The following is a 14,254-nucleotide window of genomic DNA, read 5'->3' on the forward strand; positions in this document are numbered from 1 at the left end:
CCCGCCCCACCGGACGGCGTCCCCCGGGCCATGATCACGCCCGAACATGGAAGTAGTGGCCTCCCGCCGGGCGGGAGGCCACTACTTCAGGGAATGTGCGCGATCAAGCGAGCGCCGGGGGTCGCTGCCGGTCAGGCGGTGAGGTACTTCTCCAGGTCGTCGAGGATCTTGTTGGCGGCGCCGACGCCGATGCCGGTCATCCAGATCTCGTCGGAGACGACGTGCGCCTTGCCCGCCTTGACCGCCGGCAGGGCCTTCCACAGCGTCCCGCCGGTGACCTTGGCCTGCTCGGCGGCGGCCTGCTCGCCGTACGCGGTCACGAAGATGACGTCACCGTCGACCTCGCCGATGCGCTCCGGGCTGACCCGGTCCATCCGCCGGTCCTCCTTGCCGGTCAGCAGCTGCCGCTCGGGGCGCCCCAGACCGGTGTCGCCGATGACGATGCCGGAGAACGAGTCCGGACCGTACACCCGGATCTCGGTCGGCATGAAGCGGACGATGGACACCTTGCGGTTGGCGGCGTCGCCCAGCTTGGCGCCGAACTCCTTGGCCCGGGTCTCGTACGCGGTGAGCAGGTCCTTGGCCTGCTGCTCCTTGCCCAGCGCCTTGCCGTCGAGGAGGAAGTTCTCCTTCCAGGTGACGCCGACCTTCTCGGTGAACACGGTCGGCGCGATGGCGGCCAGTTCGTTGTAGAACTTCTCCTGGCGGAACTTGCTGCCCAGGATCAGGTCCGGCTTGAGGGCGTTGATGGCCTCCAGGTCGGGCTCGGTGAGCACCCCGACCTCCTTGATGCCGGCGAGCTTCTCCTCGCCGAAGTAGGTCGGCCAGCTCTTCGCCTGGCTGGCGACGGCGGCGCCGACCGGCGTGACGCCGAGCGACAGCGCGGTGTCGATCTTGTCGGTGTCGAGCACCACGACCCGCTTCGGGTCGGCCGGCACCTTGGTGGTGCCCATCGCGTGGACGATCTCCCGGGTCTCCCCGGTGGTGGTGCCGGCGACCGGGTCGCTCTCACCGCAGGCGGTGAGGCCGACGCCGAGGGCCAGCGCCGCGGTGAGGGCGGCGGCGAGACGACGCATCAGATTCCTTTCGAGGGGTACGAGCCGGTGCGCGGGGTGACCGCGTCCTCGGCCGAGGGGCGGGCTGCCGGGGCCGGCAGCCCCGCCGGAGCTGAGCTGACGAGGTCGGCCGTGTCGGACGGCCGGGCCAGCGAGGGGCTGGTGAGCGCGGGCACCACGAGGGGCGCCCCGGTCACCGGGCAGGGCACGACCACGCAGTCGAGCCCGAAGACGTCCCGGACGAGGTCGGCGGTGAGGATCTCCCGGGGTGGTCCGGCGGCCACCACGGCGCCGGCCCGCATCGCGACCAGATGGTCGGCGTACCGGGCGGCCTGGTTGAGGTCGTGCAGCACGGCGACCACGGTGCGGCCCCGCTCGACGCGCAGCCGGTGCAGCAGGTCCAGCACCTCCACCTGGTGGGCGAGGTCGAGGAAGGTGGTCGGCTCGTCGAGCAGCAGCGCCTCGGTGTCCTGGGCGAGGGTCATGGCGATCCAGACGCGCTGCCGCTGACCGCCGGAGAGGGTGTCCACGGCCCGGCCGGCCAGCCCGGCCACGTCGGCGAGCGCCATGGCCCGGTCCACCGCGACGCTGTCCTCCTCGGACCACTGCCGCCACCACCGCTGGTACGGCTGCCGGCCCCGGCCGACCAGGTCGGCGACGGTCACCCCCTCCGGCACCAGCGGGCTCTGCGGGAGCACCCCGAGGCGGCGGGCGACCTCGCGGGTCGGCAGGTCCCGGATGGCGGCGCCGTCGAGCAGCACCGCGCCCCGGCGGGGGGTGAGCAGGCGGGCCATGGTGCGCAGCAGGGTGGACTTGCCGCAGGCGTTGGGCCCGACGATCACCGTGAACGCGTCGGCGGGCAGGTCGAGGTCGAGCCCGTCCAGCACCGTCCGCTCGTCGTAGCCGGCGACCAGGTCGCGGGTGGAGAGCATCACGCCTCCTTGCCAGGGTGGGACATCACGAGGACCGCCGGCGGCCACGGACCAGCAGGAAGATCAGGTACGGGCCGCCGATGGCGGCGGTCAGCACGCCGGCGGGCAGTTGGGTGGGCGCGAAGAGCCGCCGCCCGGCCAGGTCGGCCAGCACCAGCAGCAGCGCCCCGAGCAGCGCGGCGCAGACGAGCGGCGGGCGCTCCGCGCGGACCAGCCGCCGGGCCAGCTGCGGGGCGACCAGGGCGACGAAGTCGACCGCGCCCACCTGGGCGGTGACCATCGCGGCGGCCAGCACCCCCGTGCCGGCGAGGCCGACCCGGCGGGCCACCGGGCGCAGGCCGATCCCCCGGGCGGTGTCGTCGTCCAGGGCGGTGCTGTTCAGCGCCCAGCCGGCCCAGGCGAGCACGGGCAGGAGCGCGACCAGGGTGCCGGCGATCCAGAGTGCCTCGGTCCAACCCTTGCCGGCGAGCGTGCCGATCAGCCAGATCTGCGCGCGGAGCCCGTCGATCGGGTCGGCGGTGAGCATGACCACCTCGGTCAGGGCCCGCAGCGCGAAGGCGACGGCCACCCCGGCGAGCACGAACCGCTGGGCGGCCAGCCCGTGCCGGGCGCCGAGGACGAACAGCAGCGCGGCGGCGACCAGGCCGCCGACCAGCGCCGCCGGCGCGACGAGCACGGCCGCCGCCCCGCCGGTCAGGGCCACCGTGGCGGCGAGGCCGGCGCCCTGGGTGATGCCCACGACGTCCGGGCTGGCGAGCGGGTTGCGGGCCACGCTCTGGATCAGCGTGCCGGCCAACCCGAAGGCCGCGCCGGCCACCGCGGCCAGCACCAGCCGGGGCAGCCGCAGCTCGAAGACCACCAGGTCGTACGGGGTGCCGGCGCCGGAGATGGCGCGCAGCACGTCGGCCGGAGCGACGTACGGGGTGCCGAGGGAGAGGCTGAGCACCCCGGCGCCCAGCAGCAGCACGACCAGCGTGGCGGCGACCAGCACCGAGCGGCGGCGGACCTGCACGCTGACCGGGCCGACCCGCACCAGCGAGCGCCCCGGCAGTCCGGCGACGGCGGGACGTCGCGCCGGCCGCTCGGCGGCTCGCGGGGCGGCGGGGCGGGCGGGGGCGGTCACGCGGTCACCACCTTCGCGCGGCGGACCAGGTGGGCCAGCGGCGGAGCGCCGATCGGGGCGGGGGCGGTCACGCGGTCACCACCTTCGCGCGGCGGACCAGGTAGGCCAGCAGCGGAGCGCCGATGAGGGCGGTGACGATGCCCGCCGGCACCTCCCCGGGCGGGGCGACGAGCCGGCCGACGACGTCGGCTCCGAGCAGCAGGGCGGGCCCGAGCAGCGCGGAGACCGCCAGGGTCCAGCGGTGGTCGGCGCCGACCAGGGCGCGGGCCAGGTGCGGCACGGCGAGCCCGACGAAGGCGATCGGCCCGGGGGCGGCGACGGCCGCCCCGGTGAGCAGCACGGCGGCCGCGCCGCCGCCGAGGCGGACCAGCCCGATCCGGTGTCCGAGACCCCGGGCCACGTCGTCGCCGAGGGCGAGCGCGTCCAGGCCGCGGGCGACCAGGGCGGCCAGCGCCAGCCCGGCGAGCACGAACGGCAGCACCTGGACGGCCACCGAGAGATCCCGGCCGGTGAGCCCGCCGACCACCCAGAACCGGTAGTCCTCGAAGGTGCGGGCGTCGATGCTGAGCAGCGCGTACACCACGGAGGCGAGGCTGGCGTCGAGGGCCGCGCCGACCAGCGCGAGGGTGACCGGGCTGGCGCCCTCGCGGGCGCTGGTGGCGACGGCGAAGACCAGCAGGCCGGCGAGGAGCGCTCCGCCGATGCCGAACCAGACGTACCCGGCGAGGGTGCCCACCCCGAAGACGGAGATGGCCAGCACGACGCCGAACGAGGCGCCGGCGCTGATCCCGAGGATCCGCGGCTCGGCCAGCGGGTTCCGGGTGAGCGCCTGGAAGAGCAGCCCGGCGACGGCGAGCGCCAGCCCGACGGCGAGACCGAGGGCGGTACGCGGCATCCGCAGTTCCCGGACGATGGTGGTGGCCTCGCCGCCGTCCGGGCTGACCAGCGCGCCCCACACCTCGTCGACGGCGAGCGACCGGCTGCCGAGCGCGAAGCTCGCCAGCACCGCGAGGAGCAGCGCCAGCGCGGCCGCGACGGTGACGGCCACCCGGCGGCCACCACGCGCGCGGGGTTGGGCGCCGGCCGGGGCCGGTCGGGTGGCGAGGGTGGTCACGAGGCTCCTGCACGTTCGCGCTTAGGTTCGCCTTACCTTAGCTGACCCGCCGGACCGGACCTAACTCGCGGTCGTCTATCCCGCGCGACCTGACCAGGGCCGACAGCGCCGGTTCCGGGCGACGGCGGCCCGCGCCGCCCTAGGGTGTGGGCATGCGATTCGACCAGCACACCGTCGTGCTCCTGGTGCGGCCGCCGGACGCCCCCGAGCTGCCGCTGGACGCGGCGGACCGGTTGCAGGACGCGCACCTCGCCCACCAGGCGGGGCTGGTGGAGCAGGGGCTCGTCCTGGCCGCGGGGCCGTTCGTCGACGCCGACGACGACCGGCTGCGCGGGTTCGTGGTGCTCTCCGTCTCCCCGCAGGAGGCTCGCGAGCTGTACCACAACGACCCGGCGGTGCGGGCCGGGCGGCTGGCCGTGCAGGTGCTGAGCTGGATGGTGCCGGAGGGCAACGTGCGGTTCGAGAGCGTGCCGGTCCCCCGGTCGATGCTGGAGGCCGCCGCCGGCGACTGACCCGCCGACCGTCCGCGCCGCCGCCAGCCGCCCGTCAGCCGTCCGCGCCCGCGCGGGCCCCGGGCAGTGACGGGCCCTCGTCGAGCTGGTGGTCGGCCCAGACGTACGTCTCCGGCAGCAGCTCGGCGACCGGCACCACGCGCAGCGCGTCCATCGGCCCGACGATGACCCGGATGGTGGGGAAGTAGTCGCGCAGCACCTGCCGGCAGCGCCCGCAGGGCGGGATCACCCCGCGCCCCCGGTCGCCCACCGCGACGATCGTCTCCAGCTCGGTGACGCCCTGGGTGGCGGCGGCGCCGACCGCGACCACCTCGGCGCAGGGGCCGCCGGTGAAGTGGTAGACGTTCACCCCGGTGAAGACCCGGCCGTCGGTGGTGCGCGCGGCGGCGGCGACCGTGTGGTTCTCGCTGCGGCAGCGCAGCTTGGCGACCGCCGTGGCGGCCTGCACCAGGGCCCGGTCGGTGTCCCGCATGGTCATCGCGCATCCCCGTGGTTCGACGTCGGTCGGCGGTCAACTCTAGACCCGTCGGCGCGCACCCGCGGGCGCGCGCGGCGGGCGGGCCGGTAACCCGGGGGCGGTCCGGCCGCCGGCTGCCTATCCTTGGCGACGACATGCAGAATCCAGCCGCACCCGCCGCGACCGATCCCGTCCGCGAGCTGCACCGCCGCCTCCGCCCCCTGATGTTCCGCGACCAGCGCCGTCTGCAGCGGCGCCTGGACGGGGTACGCCGGCTGCGCGATCCGGAGCGCCGGGAGTCGGCGCTCGCCGAGATCGCCGCCGACGTGGCGCGTGCCGAGGCGCGGCTGGAGACCCGGCGGGCCGCCGTGCCGGTGGTCAGCTACCCGGCCCAGCTGCCGGTGAGCGAGCGCAAGGACGACATCGCCGCGGCGATCCGCGACCACCAGGTGGTGATCGTGGCCGGCGAGACCGGCTCCGGCAAGACCACGCAGCTGCCCAAGATCTGCCTGGAGCTGGGACGCGGGATCAACGGCCTGATCGGGCACACCCAGCCGCGCCGGCTGGCCGCGCGTACGGTGGCGGACCGGATCGCCGAGGAGCTCGGCACCGAGCTGGGCGACGTGGTCGGCTACAAGGTGCGCTTCACCGACCAGGTGAGCGACCGCAGCCTGGTGAAGCTGATGACCGACGGCATCCTGCTCGCGGAGCTGCAGACCGACCGGATGCTGCGCCAGTACGACACGCTGATCATCGACGAGGCGCACGAGCGCAGCCTCAACATCGACTTCATCCTCGGCTACCTCAAGCAGCTCCTCCCCCGCCGGCCCGACCTGAAGGTGATCATCACCTCGGCGACCATCGAGACCGAGCGGTTCGCCCGGCACTTCGCCGGACCGCCCACCGCCGACGCGCCGGAGGGCGTACCGGCCACGGTGGTCGAGGTCTCCGGGCGGACGTACCCGGTCGAGGTGCGCTACCGGCCGCTGGTCGAGGTGGCCGAGGGCGAGGACGACGGGGACGACGAGGAGAACGTCCGCGACCAGATCCAGGCCATCGGCGACGCCGTCGAGGAGCTGGCCGCCGAGGGGCCCGGCGACGTCCTGGTCTTCCTCAGCGGCGAGCGGGAGATCCGGGACACCGCCGACGCGCTGGGCAAGCTGGTGGAGAAGAAGCCGGCGCTGCGCGGCACCGAGATCCTGCCGCTCTACGCCCGTCTCTCCACCGCCGAGCAGCACCGGGTCTTCGCCCCGCACGCCGGGCGCCGGGTGGTGCTCGCGACCAACGTCGCGGAGACCTCGCTCACCGTGCCCGGCATCAAGTACGTGGTGGACCCGGGCACCGCCCGCATCTCCCGCTACAGCAGCCGGCTCAAGGTGCAGCGGCTGCCGATCGAGCCGGTCTCCCAGGCGTCGGCCAACCAGCGCAAGGGGCGCTGCGGGCGCACCTCGGACGGCATCTGCATCCGCCTCTACGACGAACAGGACTTCCTGTCCCGCCCGGAGTTCACCGACCCGGAGATCCTGCGCACCAACCTCGCCTCGGTCATCCTCCAGATGACTGCGATCGGCCTCGGCGACATCGCCGCGTTCCCGTTCATCGACCCGCCGGACCGGCGCAACATCACCGACGGCGTCAACCTGCTGCACGAGCTGGGCGCACTGGACCCGACCGAGGCGGACCCGGCGAAACGGCTCACCCCGCTGGGCCGACGGCTCGCCCAACTACCCGTCGACCCCCGGCTGGCCCGGATGGTCGTCGAGGGCGAGCGCAACGGCTGCGCCACCGAGGTGATGGTGATCGCCGCCGCGCTGTCGATCCAGGACCCGCGCGAGCGGCCCGCCGACAAGCAGGCCCAGGCCGACCAGGCGCACGCCCGGTTCACCGACCGCGAGTCGGACTTCGTGACGCTGCTCAACCTGTGGCGGCACCTGCGCGAGCAGCAGCGCGAGCTCTCCTCCAGCGCGTTCCGCCGGATGTGCAAGGCCGAGTACCTCAACTACCTGCGGGTACGCGAGTGGCAGGACATCGTCAGCCAGCTACGCCAGGTGCTGCGCACCCCCGAACAGGGCGGCGGGCGACCGGGGCGGGAGGCCGGCGCCGACGGTGGTCGACGCCGGGGCGGCGCCGACCTGCCGGAGGAGATCGACACCCCGAAGGTGCACCAGTCGCTGCTGGCCGGCCTGCTCTCCCACGTCGGGCTGAAGGACGCCCAGAAGCACGAGTACCTGGGCGCCCGGGGCGCGAGGTTCGCGCTCTTCCCCGGCTCGGCGCTGTTCAAGAAGCCGCCGCGCTGGGTGATGGCCGCCGAACTGGTGGAGACCTCCCGACTCTGGGGCCGGGTGAACGGCCGGGTCGAGCCGGAGTGGGTCGAGCCGCTCGCCCAGCACCTGGTCAAGCGCAGCTACAGCGAGCCGCACTGGGAGAAGAAGCAGGCCGCCGTGATGGCGTACGAGAAGGTGACGCTCTACGGCATCCCGCTGGTCACCTCGCGCAAGGTCAACTTCGGCCGGATCGACCCGGCGCTGTCCCGGGAGCTGTTCATCCGGCACGCCCTGGTGGAGGGCGACTGGCAGACCCACCACCACTTCTGGCGCGACAACCAGCGGCTGCTGGCCGAGATCGAGGAGCTGGAGAACCGGGCCCGCCGCCGCGACATCCTCGTCGACGACCAGACCGTCTTCGACTTCTACGACGCCCGCATCCCGGCCGACGTGGTCTCCGGGCGGCACTTCGACGCCTGGTGGAAGAAGACCCGCCGGGAGCAGCCGGACCTGCTCACCTTCACCCGGGAGCTGCTGGTCAACGCCGGCCGGGGCGGGGTGGACGAGGCCGACTACCCCGACGAGTGGTCCGCCGACGGGGTGACCCTGCCGCTGACCTACCGGTTCGAGCCGGGCACCCCGGCCGACGGGGTGACCGTCGACATCCCGCTGCCGCTGCTCAACCAGGTGCCGGCGGAGAGCTTCGACTGGCAGGTGCCGGGGCTGCGCGAGGAGCTGGTGATCGCGCTGATCCGCTCGCTGCCCAAGGCGGTGCGCCGCAACTTCGTCCCGGTGCCCGACTACGCCCGCGCGGCGCTCGCCGCGATGCCGGCCGGCGAGGAGCCGCTGCTGGACGCGCTGACCCGGCAGTTGCGCCGGATGACCGGCGTCACCGTGCCCCGCGACGCCTGGGACCTCGACCGGCTACCCGCGCACCTGCGGGTCAGCTTCCGGGTGCTCGACGAGGAGAACAAGCCGGTCGCCGAGGGCAAGGACCTGCCGGCCCTGCAACGCCAGCTCAAGGCCGAGGTACGCCAGGTGGTGGCCGCCGCCGCGCCGGACGTGGCGCGCACCGGGCTGAGCGACTGGAGCATCGGCACGCTGCCGCGCACCATCGAGCAGGTCCGGTCCGGGTACGCGGTCACCGCGTACCCGGCGCTGGTCGACGAGGGCGGCACGGTCGGCGTGAAGGTGTTCGACTCGCCGGCCGAGCAGGAGGCCGCGCACTGGGCGGGCACCCGGCGGCTGCTGCGGCTGACCGTGCCGTCGCCGGCGAGGTTCCTCCAGGGGCGGCTGAGCAACGAGGCGAAGCTGGCGCTGAGCCGCAACCCGCACGGCGGCGTGCAGCAGCTCATCGAGGACGCCGCCGGGGCGGCGATCGACAAACTGATCGGCGACGCCGGCGGGCCGGCCTGGGACGCCGAGGGCTTCGCCGCGTTGCGCGAGAAGGTCCGCGCCGAGCTGGTGGACACCGTGGTCGAGGTGATGGACCGGGTGCGCAGGGTGCTCGCCGCCGCGTACGCGGTGGAGCAGCGGCTCGGCAAGACCCAGAACCTGGCCGTGGTGGCGGCGCTGGCCGACATCCGGGCCCAGCTCACCGGGCTGGTGCACGCCGGCTTCGTCACCGAGACCGGGTACGCGCGCCTGCCCGACCTGCTGCGCTACCTCACCGCCGTCGAGCGGCGGCTGGACCGGCTGCCCGGCAACCCGCAGCGGGACAAGCAGCAGCAGGACCGGATCGCGGTGGTGCAGAAGGAGTACCAGGACATGCTCGCCGCGCTGCCCCCCAGCCGGCGGCAGTCGACGGCGGTCCGGCAGATCCGCTGGATGATCGAGGAGCTGCGGGTGAACGTCTTCGCCCAGGCCCTGGGCACCCCGTACCCGGTGTCGGAGCAGCGGATCTACCGCGCGATGGACGACGCCGAGGGCAGGTGAGCCCGGCGGGCGCGGGGTGACCGGCCGGTCGGTCCCCCAACGCGGGCGCGCCGGTTGGTCAGCCCGCCGACACGGGCGCGCGGGCTGGTCGGCGTGCCGACGGGGGCGCACCGCGCAGCACCCGTAGCAGCACGGGCGGGGCGAGCAGCCGCGCCGGCGGGTCGACGAGGTTCAGCACCCGCAGGAACGCCGCGCCCAACACCGCGTCCCGGGTCGCCGCGACGTGCAGCCGCGCCACGTACGCGTTGACGAGGCGCACGCGCGCCGAGCGCCGGCCGGGCACCTCGGGAAAGCGCAGGTCGGTGCCGACCGCGATGGACCACGGCCCGTCGATGAGGCGGGCCGCGCCCCGGAAGAAGCCGCGGGCCAGCGCGGCCGGCCGCCGGCGGGCCAGCCGGCGCAGCAGCAGCGCCTCCAGCGCGGCCACCGTCATGCCCTGCCCGTAGACCGGGTTGAAGCTGCACAACGCGTCGGCCACCACCAGGTAGCCGGCCGGGAAGCGGCGCAGCCGCTCGTAGCGGCGCCGCACGCTGGCCGGGAACCTCATCGTCACCGGTGGGCCCGCCGGCTGCGCCGTGCGCAGCAGGTCGGCGATCTGCGGGGCGGCGAGGCGGTCGGCGAAGGCGGCCATCCCCTCGTCGTCGGCCGGCGGCTCCTCGCCGAACATGCCGCTGAGCGCCACCGCGAACCGGTCCTGCTCCTGCACGGCGACGATGCCGCCCCTGGGCTGGCCGGGAACGGCGTTGGTGAGCGCGCCGAGCAGCCCCTCCAGGTGGTGCGGCTCGCGCCGGTAGGTGCGGGTGACGTAGGTGACCCCGACCGGGACCCGCTCCTCGGGCGCCGGCCGGTAGCCCAGCTCGGCCAGCCAGACCGGGCTGCGCGTGCCCCGGCCGCCGGCGTCGACCACCAGGTCGGCGTCGAGGGTGCGCGGCTCCCCGGCGCGGGGGCACAGCCGCACCCCGGTGACCCGGCGCCGGTCGGCGGTGGTGGTGAGCCCCGCCACCTCGCAGCCCGGCAGGATGCGCACCCCGGGCAGGGCGGCGACCCGCTGCCGGACCACCTGCTCCAGCAGCGGACGGCTGACCCCGAAGCCGAGCAGCGGCGACGGCGCGCGCCGCATCCGGTGGCCGTCGTTGTACCAGTGGACCTGCTCGTGCAGGTCCACCGAGGGCACGCCGTTCGCGGTCAGCTCGGCGCAGATGCCGGGCAGCAGCTCCTCGAACGCCTGCCGGCCCCGGGCCAGCAGGACGTGCAACTGCCGCCCCTGCGGCACGCCCCGGCGGCTGTCCGCCCGCTCGGGCAGCGCGTCGCGGTCGACGAGGGTGACCCGGTCGTACGCCTCGGTGAGGGCGCGGGCGACCAGCAGGCCGCCCATGCTGGCGCCGATCACCACGGCGCTGCCGCTTGCCATGCGGGCAGCGTAGGCGCGCAAACGGCCGGGTCTCGTCTTCCGCCTTGCGCACCTGACCCGCCGGCCAGCGGTCCACGGCGGGCCGCTGGTCGGCGGGTCAGAGCGGCTCGACGCCGGGGGGCAGGTCGCCGTCGGTGGTGGCGTCGCGGACGTACTCCAGCAGTATCCGGCGCAGCTCCCGGCCGGCGTGGGTGGGCACCACGTCGCGGCGGCGGGCGACCGCGATGGTCCGCCGGACGCCGGGCGGGGCCAACCGGGTGACCCGGACGCCGGCGCGGCGGGCCACCACGATGCCGGGCACCAGCGCGACGCCCAGCCCGGCCTCGACGAAGCTCAGCACGGCGTCCATCTCGCCGCCGTCGACGGCGATGGTGGGCTCGAAACCGGCCTCCCGGCAGGCCTGGATGGTGGCGTCGCGCAGGTCGTAGCCCTCCCGGAACATCACCATCGGCTGGTCGCGCAGGTCGTCGACGCGCAGCTGGGCCGCGCCGGGGGCCATCGGCAGCTCCTCCACCGAGGCGACCACCAGGCTCTCCCGCAGGATCGGGTCCGCGCGCAGCCCGGGGTCGGTGCCCTGCGCCGGCATGATGATCAGCGCCAGGTCGAGGTCGCCGCGGAGCAGGTCCCGGACGAGGTCCTGCGAGCCGCTCTCCTCCACCCGCAGGTCGATGGTGGGGTGGGCGTCGCGGAACCGGCGCAGCACCGGCGGGGCGAGCGAGGTGGCCAGGCTGGGGGTGGCGCCGAGCCGGACCCGGCCGCGTCGCAGGCCGACCAGTTCCTGCACCTCGCGGGTCGCGGTGTCCACGTCGGCGAGGATCCGCTTGGCCAGCGGCAGCAGCACCTCCCCCGCCGCGGTGAGGGCGATGTTGCCCCTTACCCGTTCGAAGAGCGGGGCACCGAGGCCGTCCTCAAGGGCGTGAATTTGCTTACTCAGGGAGGGCTGCGTGATGCCCACGAGATCGGCAGCTTGGGTGAAATGTCGGACTTCGGCGACCGCTACGAAGTACTTCAGCTGATGGAGCTGCACCCACATAGCCTATAGCTATCAAGACTGCGAGGTCGATGCATTGGACGACTGATCGAAGTCCTCCTAGCGTCGATCGCGTGGTAGTCACGAGAACGCGGTCGCCCATCCGCTCCAACGTCGGCCTGAAGGCCGTCATGGCGGTGACGGGCATCATCCTGGTGCTGTTCCTCATCCTGCACATGCTCGGCAATCTGAAGGTGTTCACGGGGGAAACCTCGTTCGACCACTACGCGCACTGGCTGCGCGACATCGGCAAGCCGCTGCTGCCGGGCGTCTGGTTCCTGTGGATCCTGCGCGCCGTGCTGACCGTCGCCGTCGTGGGGCACATCGCCGCCGCCACCGCGCTCGCCCGGCGCTCCCGCGCCGCCCGACCGGTCCGGTACGCGCACCGCCCGAAGGTCCAGGGCAGCTACGCGGCCCGCACGATGCGCTGGGGTGGGGTGATCATCCTGCTCTTCGTGATCTACCACCTGCTGGACCTGACCACCGGCCACCTGAACCCGGTCGGCGACCCGACGAAGCCGTACGCCAACGTCGTCGCCGACTTCGCGCCGGAGCGCTGGTACGTCACGCTCTTCTACACCCTGGCGGTCGTCGCGCTGGGCTTCCACCTGCGGCACGGGGCGTTCAGCGCGTTCCGCAGCCTGGGGCAGCAGACCCCGAAGGGCGAGCGCCGGGCGCGCACCGCCGCCCTGGTCTTCGCCGTCGCGCTCTGCGCCGGCTTCCTGGCGGTCCCGTTCGCCGTACTCACCGGATTGGTGTCCTGACATGGATCTCTACACCGAGGGCGACCCGATCGCCGACACCAAGGCTCCCGAGGGCCCGATCGAGACCCGCTGGGAACGCCGCCGTTTCGAGGCCAAGCTGGTCAACCCGGCCAACCGCCGGAAGATGACGGTGATCGTGGTCGGCACCGGCCTGGCCGGCGGCTCGGCCGCCGCCACGCTCGCCGAGCAGGGCTACCGGGTCAAGTCCTACTGCTACCAGGACAGCCCGCGCCGGGCCCACTCCATCGCCGCGCAGGGCGGTATCAACGCCGCCAAGAACTACCGCAACGACGGCGACTCGGTGCACCGGCTCTTCTACGACACCGTCAAGGGCGGCGACTTCCGCTCGCGGGAGTCCAACGTCCACCGGCTGGCCGAGGTCTCGGTCAACATCATCGACCAGTGCGTCGCCCAGGGCGTGCCGTTCGCCCGCGAGTACGGCGGCCTGCTGGACACCCGCTCCTTCGGCGGCGCGCAGGTGCAGCGCACCTTCTACGCCCGGGGCCAGACGGGCCAGCAGCTGCTGCTCGGCGCGTACCAGGCGCTGGAGCGGCAGATCGGCCTCGGCAACGTGGAGATGAACGCCCGGCACGAGATGCTGGAGCTGATCGTCGTCGACGGCAAGGCCCGGGGCATCGTCGTGCGGGACCTGGTCACCGGCGAGATCACCACGGAGTTCGCGGACGCGGTCGTGCTCGCCTCCGGCGGGTACGGCAACGTCTTCTACCTCTCCACCAACGCCAAGGGCTGCAACGTCACCGCCACCTGGCGGGCCCACCGCAAGGGCGCGTACTTCGCCAACCCCTGCTACACGCAGATCCACCCGACCTGCATCCCGGTCTCCGGCGACCACCAGTCGAAGCTGACCCTGATGAGCGAGTCGCTGCGCAACGACGGCCGCGTCTGGGTGCCCAAGGCCAAGGGCGACGACCGCAGCCCGAAGGACATCCCCGAGGACGAGCGGGACTACTACCTGGAGCGGATCTACCCCTCCTTCGGCAACCTGGTCCCCCGGGACATCGCCTCCCGCGCCGCGAAGAACGTCTGCGACGAGGGACGCGGCGTCGGCCCCGGCGGGCTCGGCGTCTACCTCGACTTCGCCGACGCGATCAACCGGCTCGGCCGCAAGGCCATCGAGGCCAAGTACGGCAACCTCTTCCAGATGTACGAGCGGATCACCGGCGAGGACCCGTACGAGGTCCCGATGCGGATCTACCCCGCCGTGCACTACACGATGGGCGGCCTCTGGGTCGACTACGACCTCCAGTCGACCATCCCGGGCCTGTTCGTGATCGGTGAGGCGAACTTCTCGGACCACGGCGCGAACCGCCTCGGCGCCTCGGCGCTGATGCAGGGCCTGGCCGACGGCTACTTCGTGCTGCCGAACACCATCGCCAACTACCTGGCGGCCGGGCCGTTCGAGAAGGTCGACGCCAGCCACCCGGCGGCCGTGCAGGCGCGCGCCGACGTCGAGGACCGGATCCAGCGGCTGCTGGCGGTCAACGGCGACCGGACCGTCGACTCGTTCCACCGCGAGCTGGGCCAGATCATGTGGGAGCACTGCGGCATGGAGCGCAGCGCGGCCGGGCTGCGCAAGGCGATCGGCGAGATCCGCGCCCTGCGTGAGCAGTTCTGGCAGCGGGTCCGGGTGCCGGGC

Annotated in this window: 11 protein-coding genes; 4 read left to right on the top strand and 7 right to left on the bottom strand. The window is 73.9% G+C overall.

What is annotated here, in order from left to right:
- Positions 1-131: 131 nt before the first annotated feature.
- The 4 genes from ACSNOB_RS29310 to ACSNOB_RS29325 form a co-directional block, all read right to left on the bottom strand.
- Positions 132-1,076 (bottom strand): ABC transporter substrate-binding protein, encoded by a 945-nt coding sequence (locus tag ACSNOB_RS29310; RefSeq protein ID WP_436690360.1) that lies wholly within the window; start codon positions 1,074-1,076, stop codon positions 132-134.
- The gene (locus ACSNOB_RS29315; RefSeq protein WP_436690362.1) at positions 1,076-1,987 is read right to left on the bottom strand and encodes an ABC transporter ATP-binding protein; all 912 of its coding nucleotides are present in this window, start codon (positions 1,985-1,987) and stop codon (positions 1,076-1,078) included. The genes ACSNOB_RS29310 and ACSNOB_RS29315 overlap by 1 nt, the downstream gene beginning before the upstream one ends.
- A gap of 25 nt (positions 1,988-2,012) precedes the next feature.
- Positions 2,013-3,110: a FecCD family ABC transporter permease gene (locus ACSNOB_RS29320; protein ID WP_436690364.1), complete on the bottom strand. Its 1,098-nt coding sequence runs from the start codon at positions 3,108-3,110 to the stop codon at positions 2,013-2,015.
- Positions 3,111-3,177: 67 nt separating this feature from the next.
- Positions 3,178-4,224, bottom strand: a complete 1,047-nt coding sequence (locus ACSNOB_RS29325; RefSeq protein ID WP_436690366.1) for a FecCD family ABC transporter permease — start codon at positions 4,222-4,224, stop codon at positions 3,178-3,180.
- 152 nt (positions 4,225-4,376) lie between these two features.
- On the opposite strand from ACSNOB_RS29325, the gene ACSNOB_RS29330 reads away from it, so the two are divergent.
- Positions 4,377-4,736, top strand: coding sequence for a YciI family protein (locus ACSNOB_RS29330; RefSeq protein ID WP_091107368.1), 360 nt, complete (start codon positions 4,377-4,379; stop codon positions 4,734-4,736).
- Positions 4,737-4,770: 34 nt separating this feature from the next.
- On the opposite strand, the gene ACSNOB_RS29335 is transcribed toward ACSNOB_RS29330, so the two are convergent.
- Entirely contained in the window at positions 4,771-5,214 is a 444-nt protein-coding gene (locus ACSNOB_RS29335) for a cytidine deaminase family protein (protein ID WP_393110103.1), read from the bottom strand.
- Between the two features lie 134 nt (positions 5,215-5,348).
- Here ACSNOB_RS29335 and hrpA point away from each other — a divergent pair, with 134 nt between their 5' ends.
- Positions 5,349-9,392, top strand: coding sequence for an ATP-dependent RNA helicase HrpA (gene hrpA, locus ACSNOB_RS29340; protein ID WP_436690369.1), 4,044 nt, complete (start codon positions 5,349-5,351; stop codon positions 9,390-9,392).
- Between the two features lie 58 nt (positions 9,393-9,450).
- On the opposite strand, the gene ACSNOB_RS29345 is transcribed toward hrpA, so the two are convergent.
- Together ACSNOB_RS29345 and ACSNOB_RS29350 are read right to left on the bottom strand one after the other, a co-directional pair.
- Positions 9,451-10,803, bottom strand: coding sequence for an FAD-dependent oxidoreductase (locus ACSNOB_RS29345; protein ID WP_436690371.1), 1,353 nt, complete (start codon positions 10,801-10,803; stop codon positions 9,451-9,453).
- A gap of 97 nt (positions 10,804-10,900) precedes the next feature.
- Positions 10,901-11,836, bottom strand: coding sequence for a LysR family transcriptional regulator (locus ACSNOB_RS29350; RefSeq protein WP_436690373.1), 936 nt, complete (start codon positions 11,834-11,836; stop codon positions 10,901-10,903).
- Between the two features lie 29 nt (positions 11,837-11,865).
- Here ACSNOB_RS29350 and ACSNOB_RS29355 point away from each other — a divergent pair, with 29 nt between their 5' ends.
- Entirely contained in the window at positions 11,866-12,597 is a 732-nt protein-coding gene (locus tag ACSNOB_RS29355; protein ID WP_436690375.1) for a succinate dehydrogenase cytochrome b subunit, read from the top strand.
- Between the two features lies 1 nt (position 12,598).
- Positions 12,599-14,254, top strand: a 1,656-nt coding sequence (locus tag ACSNOB_RS29360; RefSeq protein WP_436690377.1) for a fumarate reductase/succinate dehydrogenase flavoprotein subunit, incomplete at its 3' end; no start/stop codon positions are given.

The sequence above is a fragment of the Micromonospora sp. URMC 106 genome, from assembly GCF_051386395.1.
Lineage (GTDB): Bacteria > Actinomycetota > Actinomycetes > Mycobacteriales > Micromonosporaceae > Micromonospora.

What these genes read in the sequence shown, in the direction of transcription:
- ACSNOB_RS29350 (WP_436690373.1), bottom strand. Translation starts at nt 11,836, where the DNA reads ATGTGGGTGCAGCTCCATCAGCTGAAGTACTTCGTAGCGGTCGCCGAA.
- ACSNOB_RS29310 (WP_436690360.1), bottom strand. Translation starts at nt 1,076, where the DNA reads ATGCGTCGTCTCGCCGCCGCCCTCACCGCGGCGCTGGCCCTCGGCGTC.
- ACSNOB_RS29315 (WP_436690362.1), bottom strand. Translation starts at nt 1,987, where the DNA reads ATGCTCTCCACCCGCGACCTGGTCGCCGGCTACGACGAGCGGACGGTG.
- ACSNOB_RS29355 (WP_436690375.1), top strand. Translation starts at nt 11,866, where the DNA reads ATGCATTGGACGACTGATCGAAGTCCTCCTAGCGTCGATCGCGTGGTA.
- ACSNOB_RS29330 (WP_091107368.1), top strand. Translation starts at nt 4,377, where the DNA reads ATGCGATTCGACCAGCACACCGTCGTGCTCCTGGTGCGGCCGCCGGAC.
- hrpA (WP_436690369.1), top strand. Translation starts at nt 5,349, where the DNA reads ATGCAGAATCCAGCCGCACCCGCCGCGACCGATCCCGTCCGCGAGCTG.
- ACSNOB_RS29335 (WP_393110103.1), bottom strand. Translation starts at nt 5,214, where the DNA reads ATGACCATGCGGGACACCGACCGGGCCCTGGTGCAGGCCGCCACGGCG.
- ACSNOB_RS29345 (WP_436690371.1), bottom strand. Translation starts at nt 10,803, where the DNA reads ATGGCAAGCGGCAGCGCCGTGGTGATCGGCGCCAGCATGGGCGGCCTG.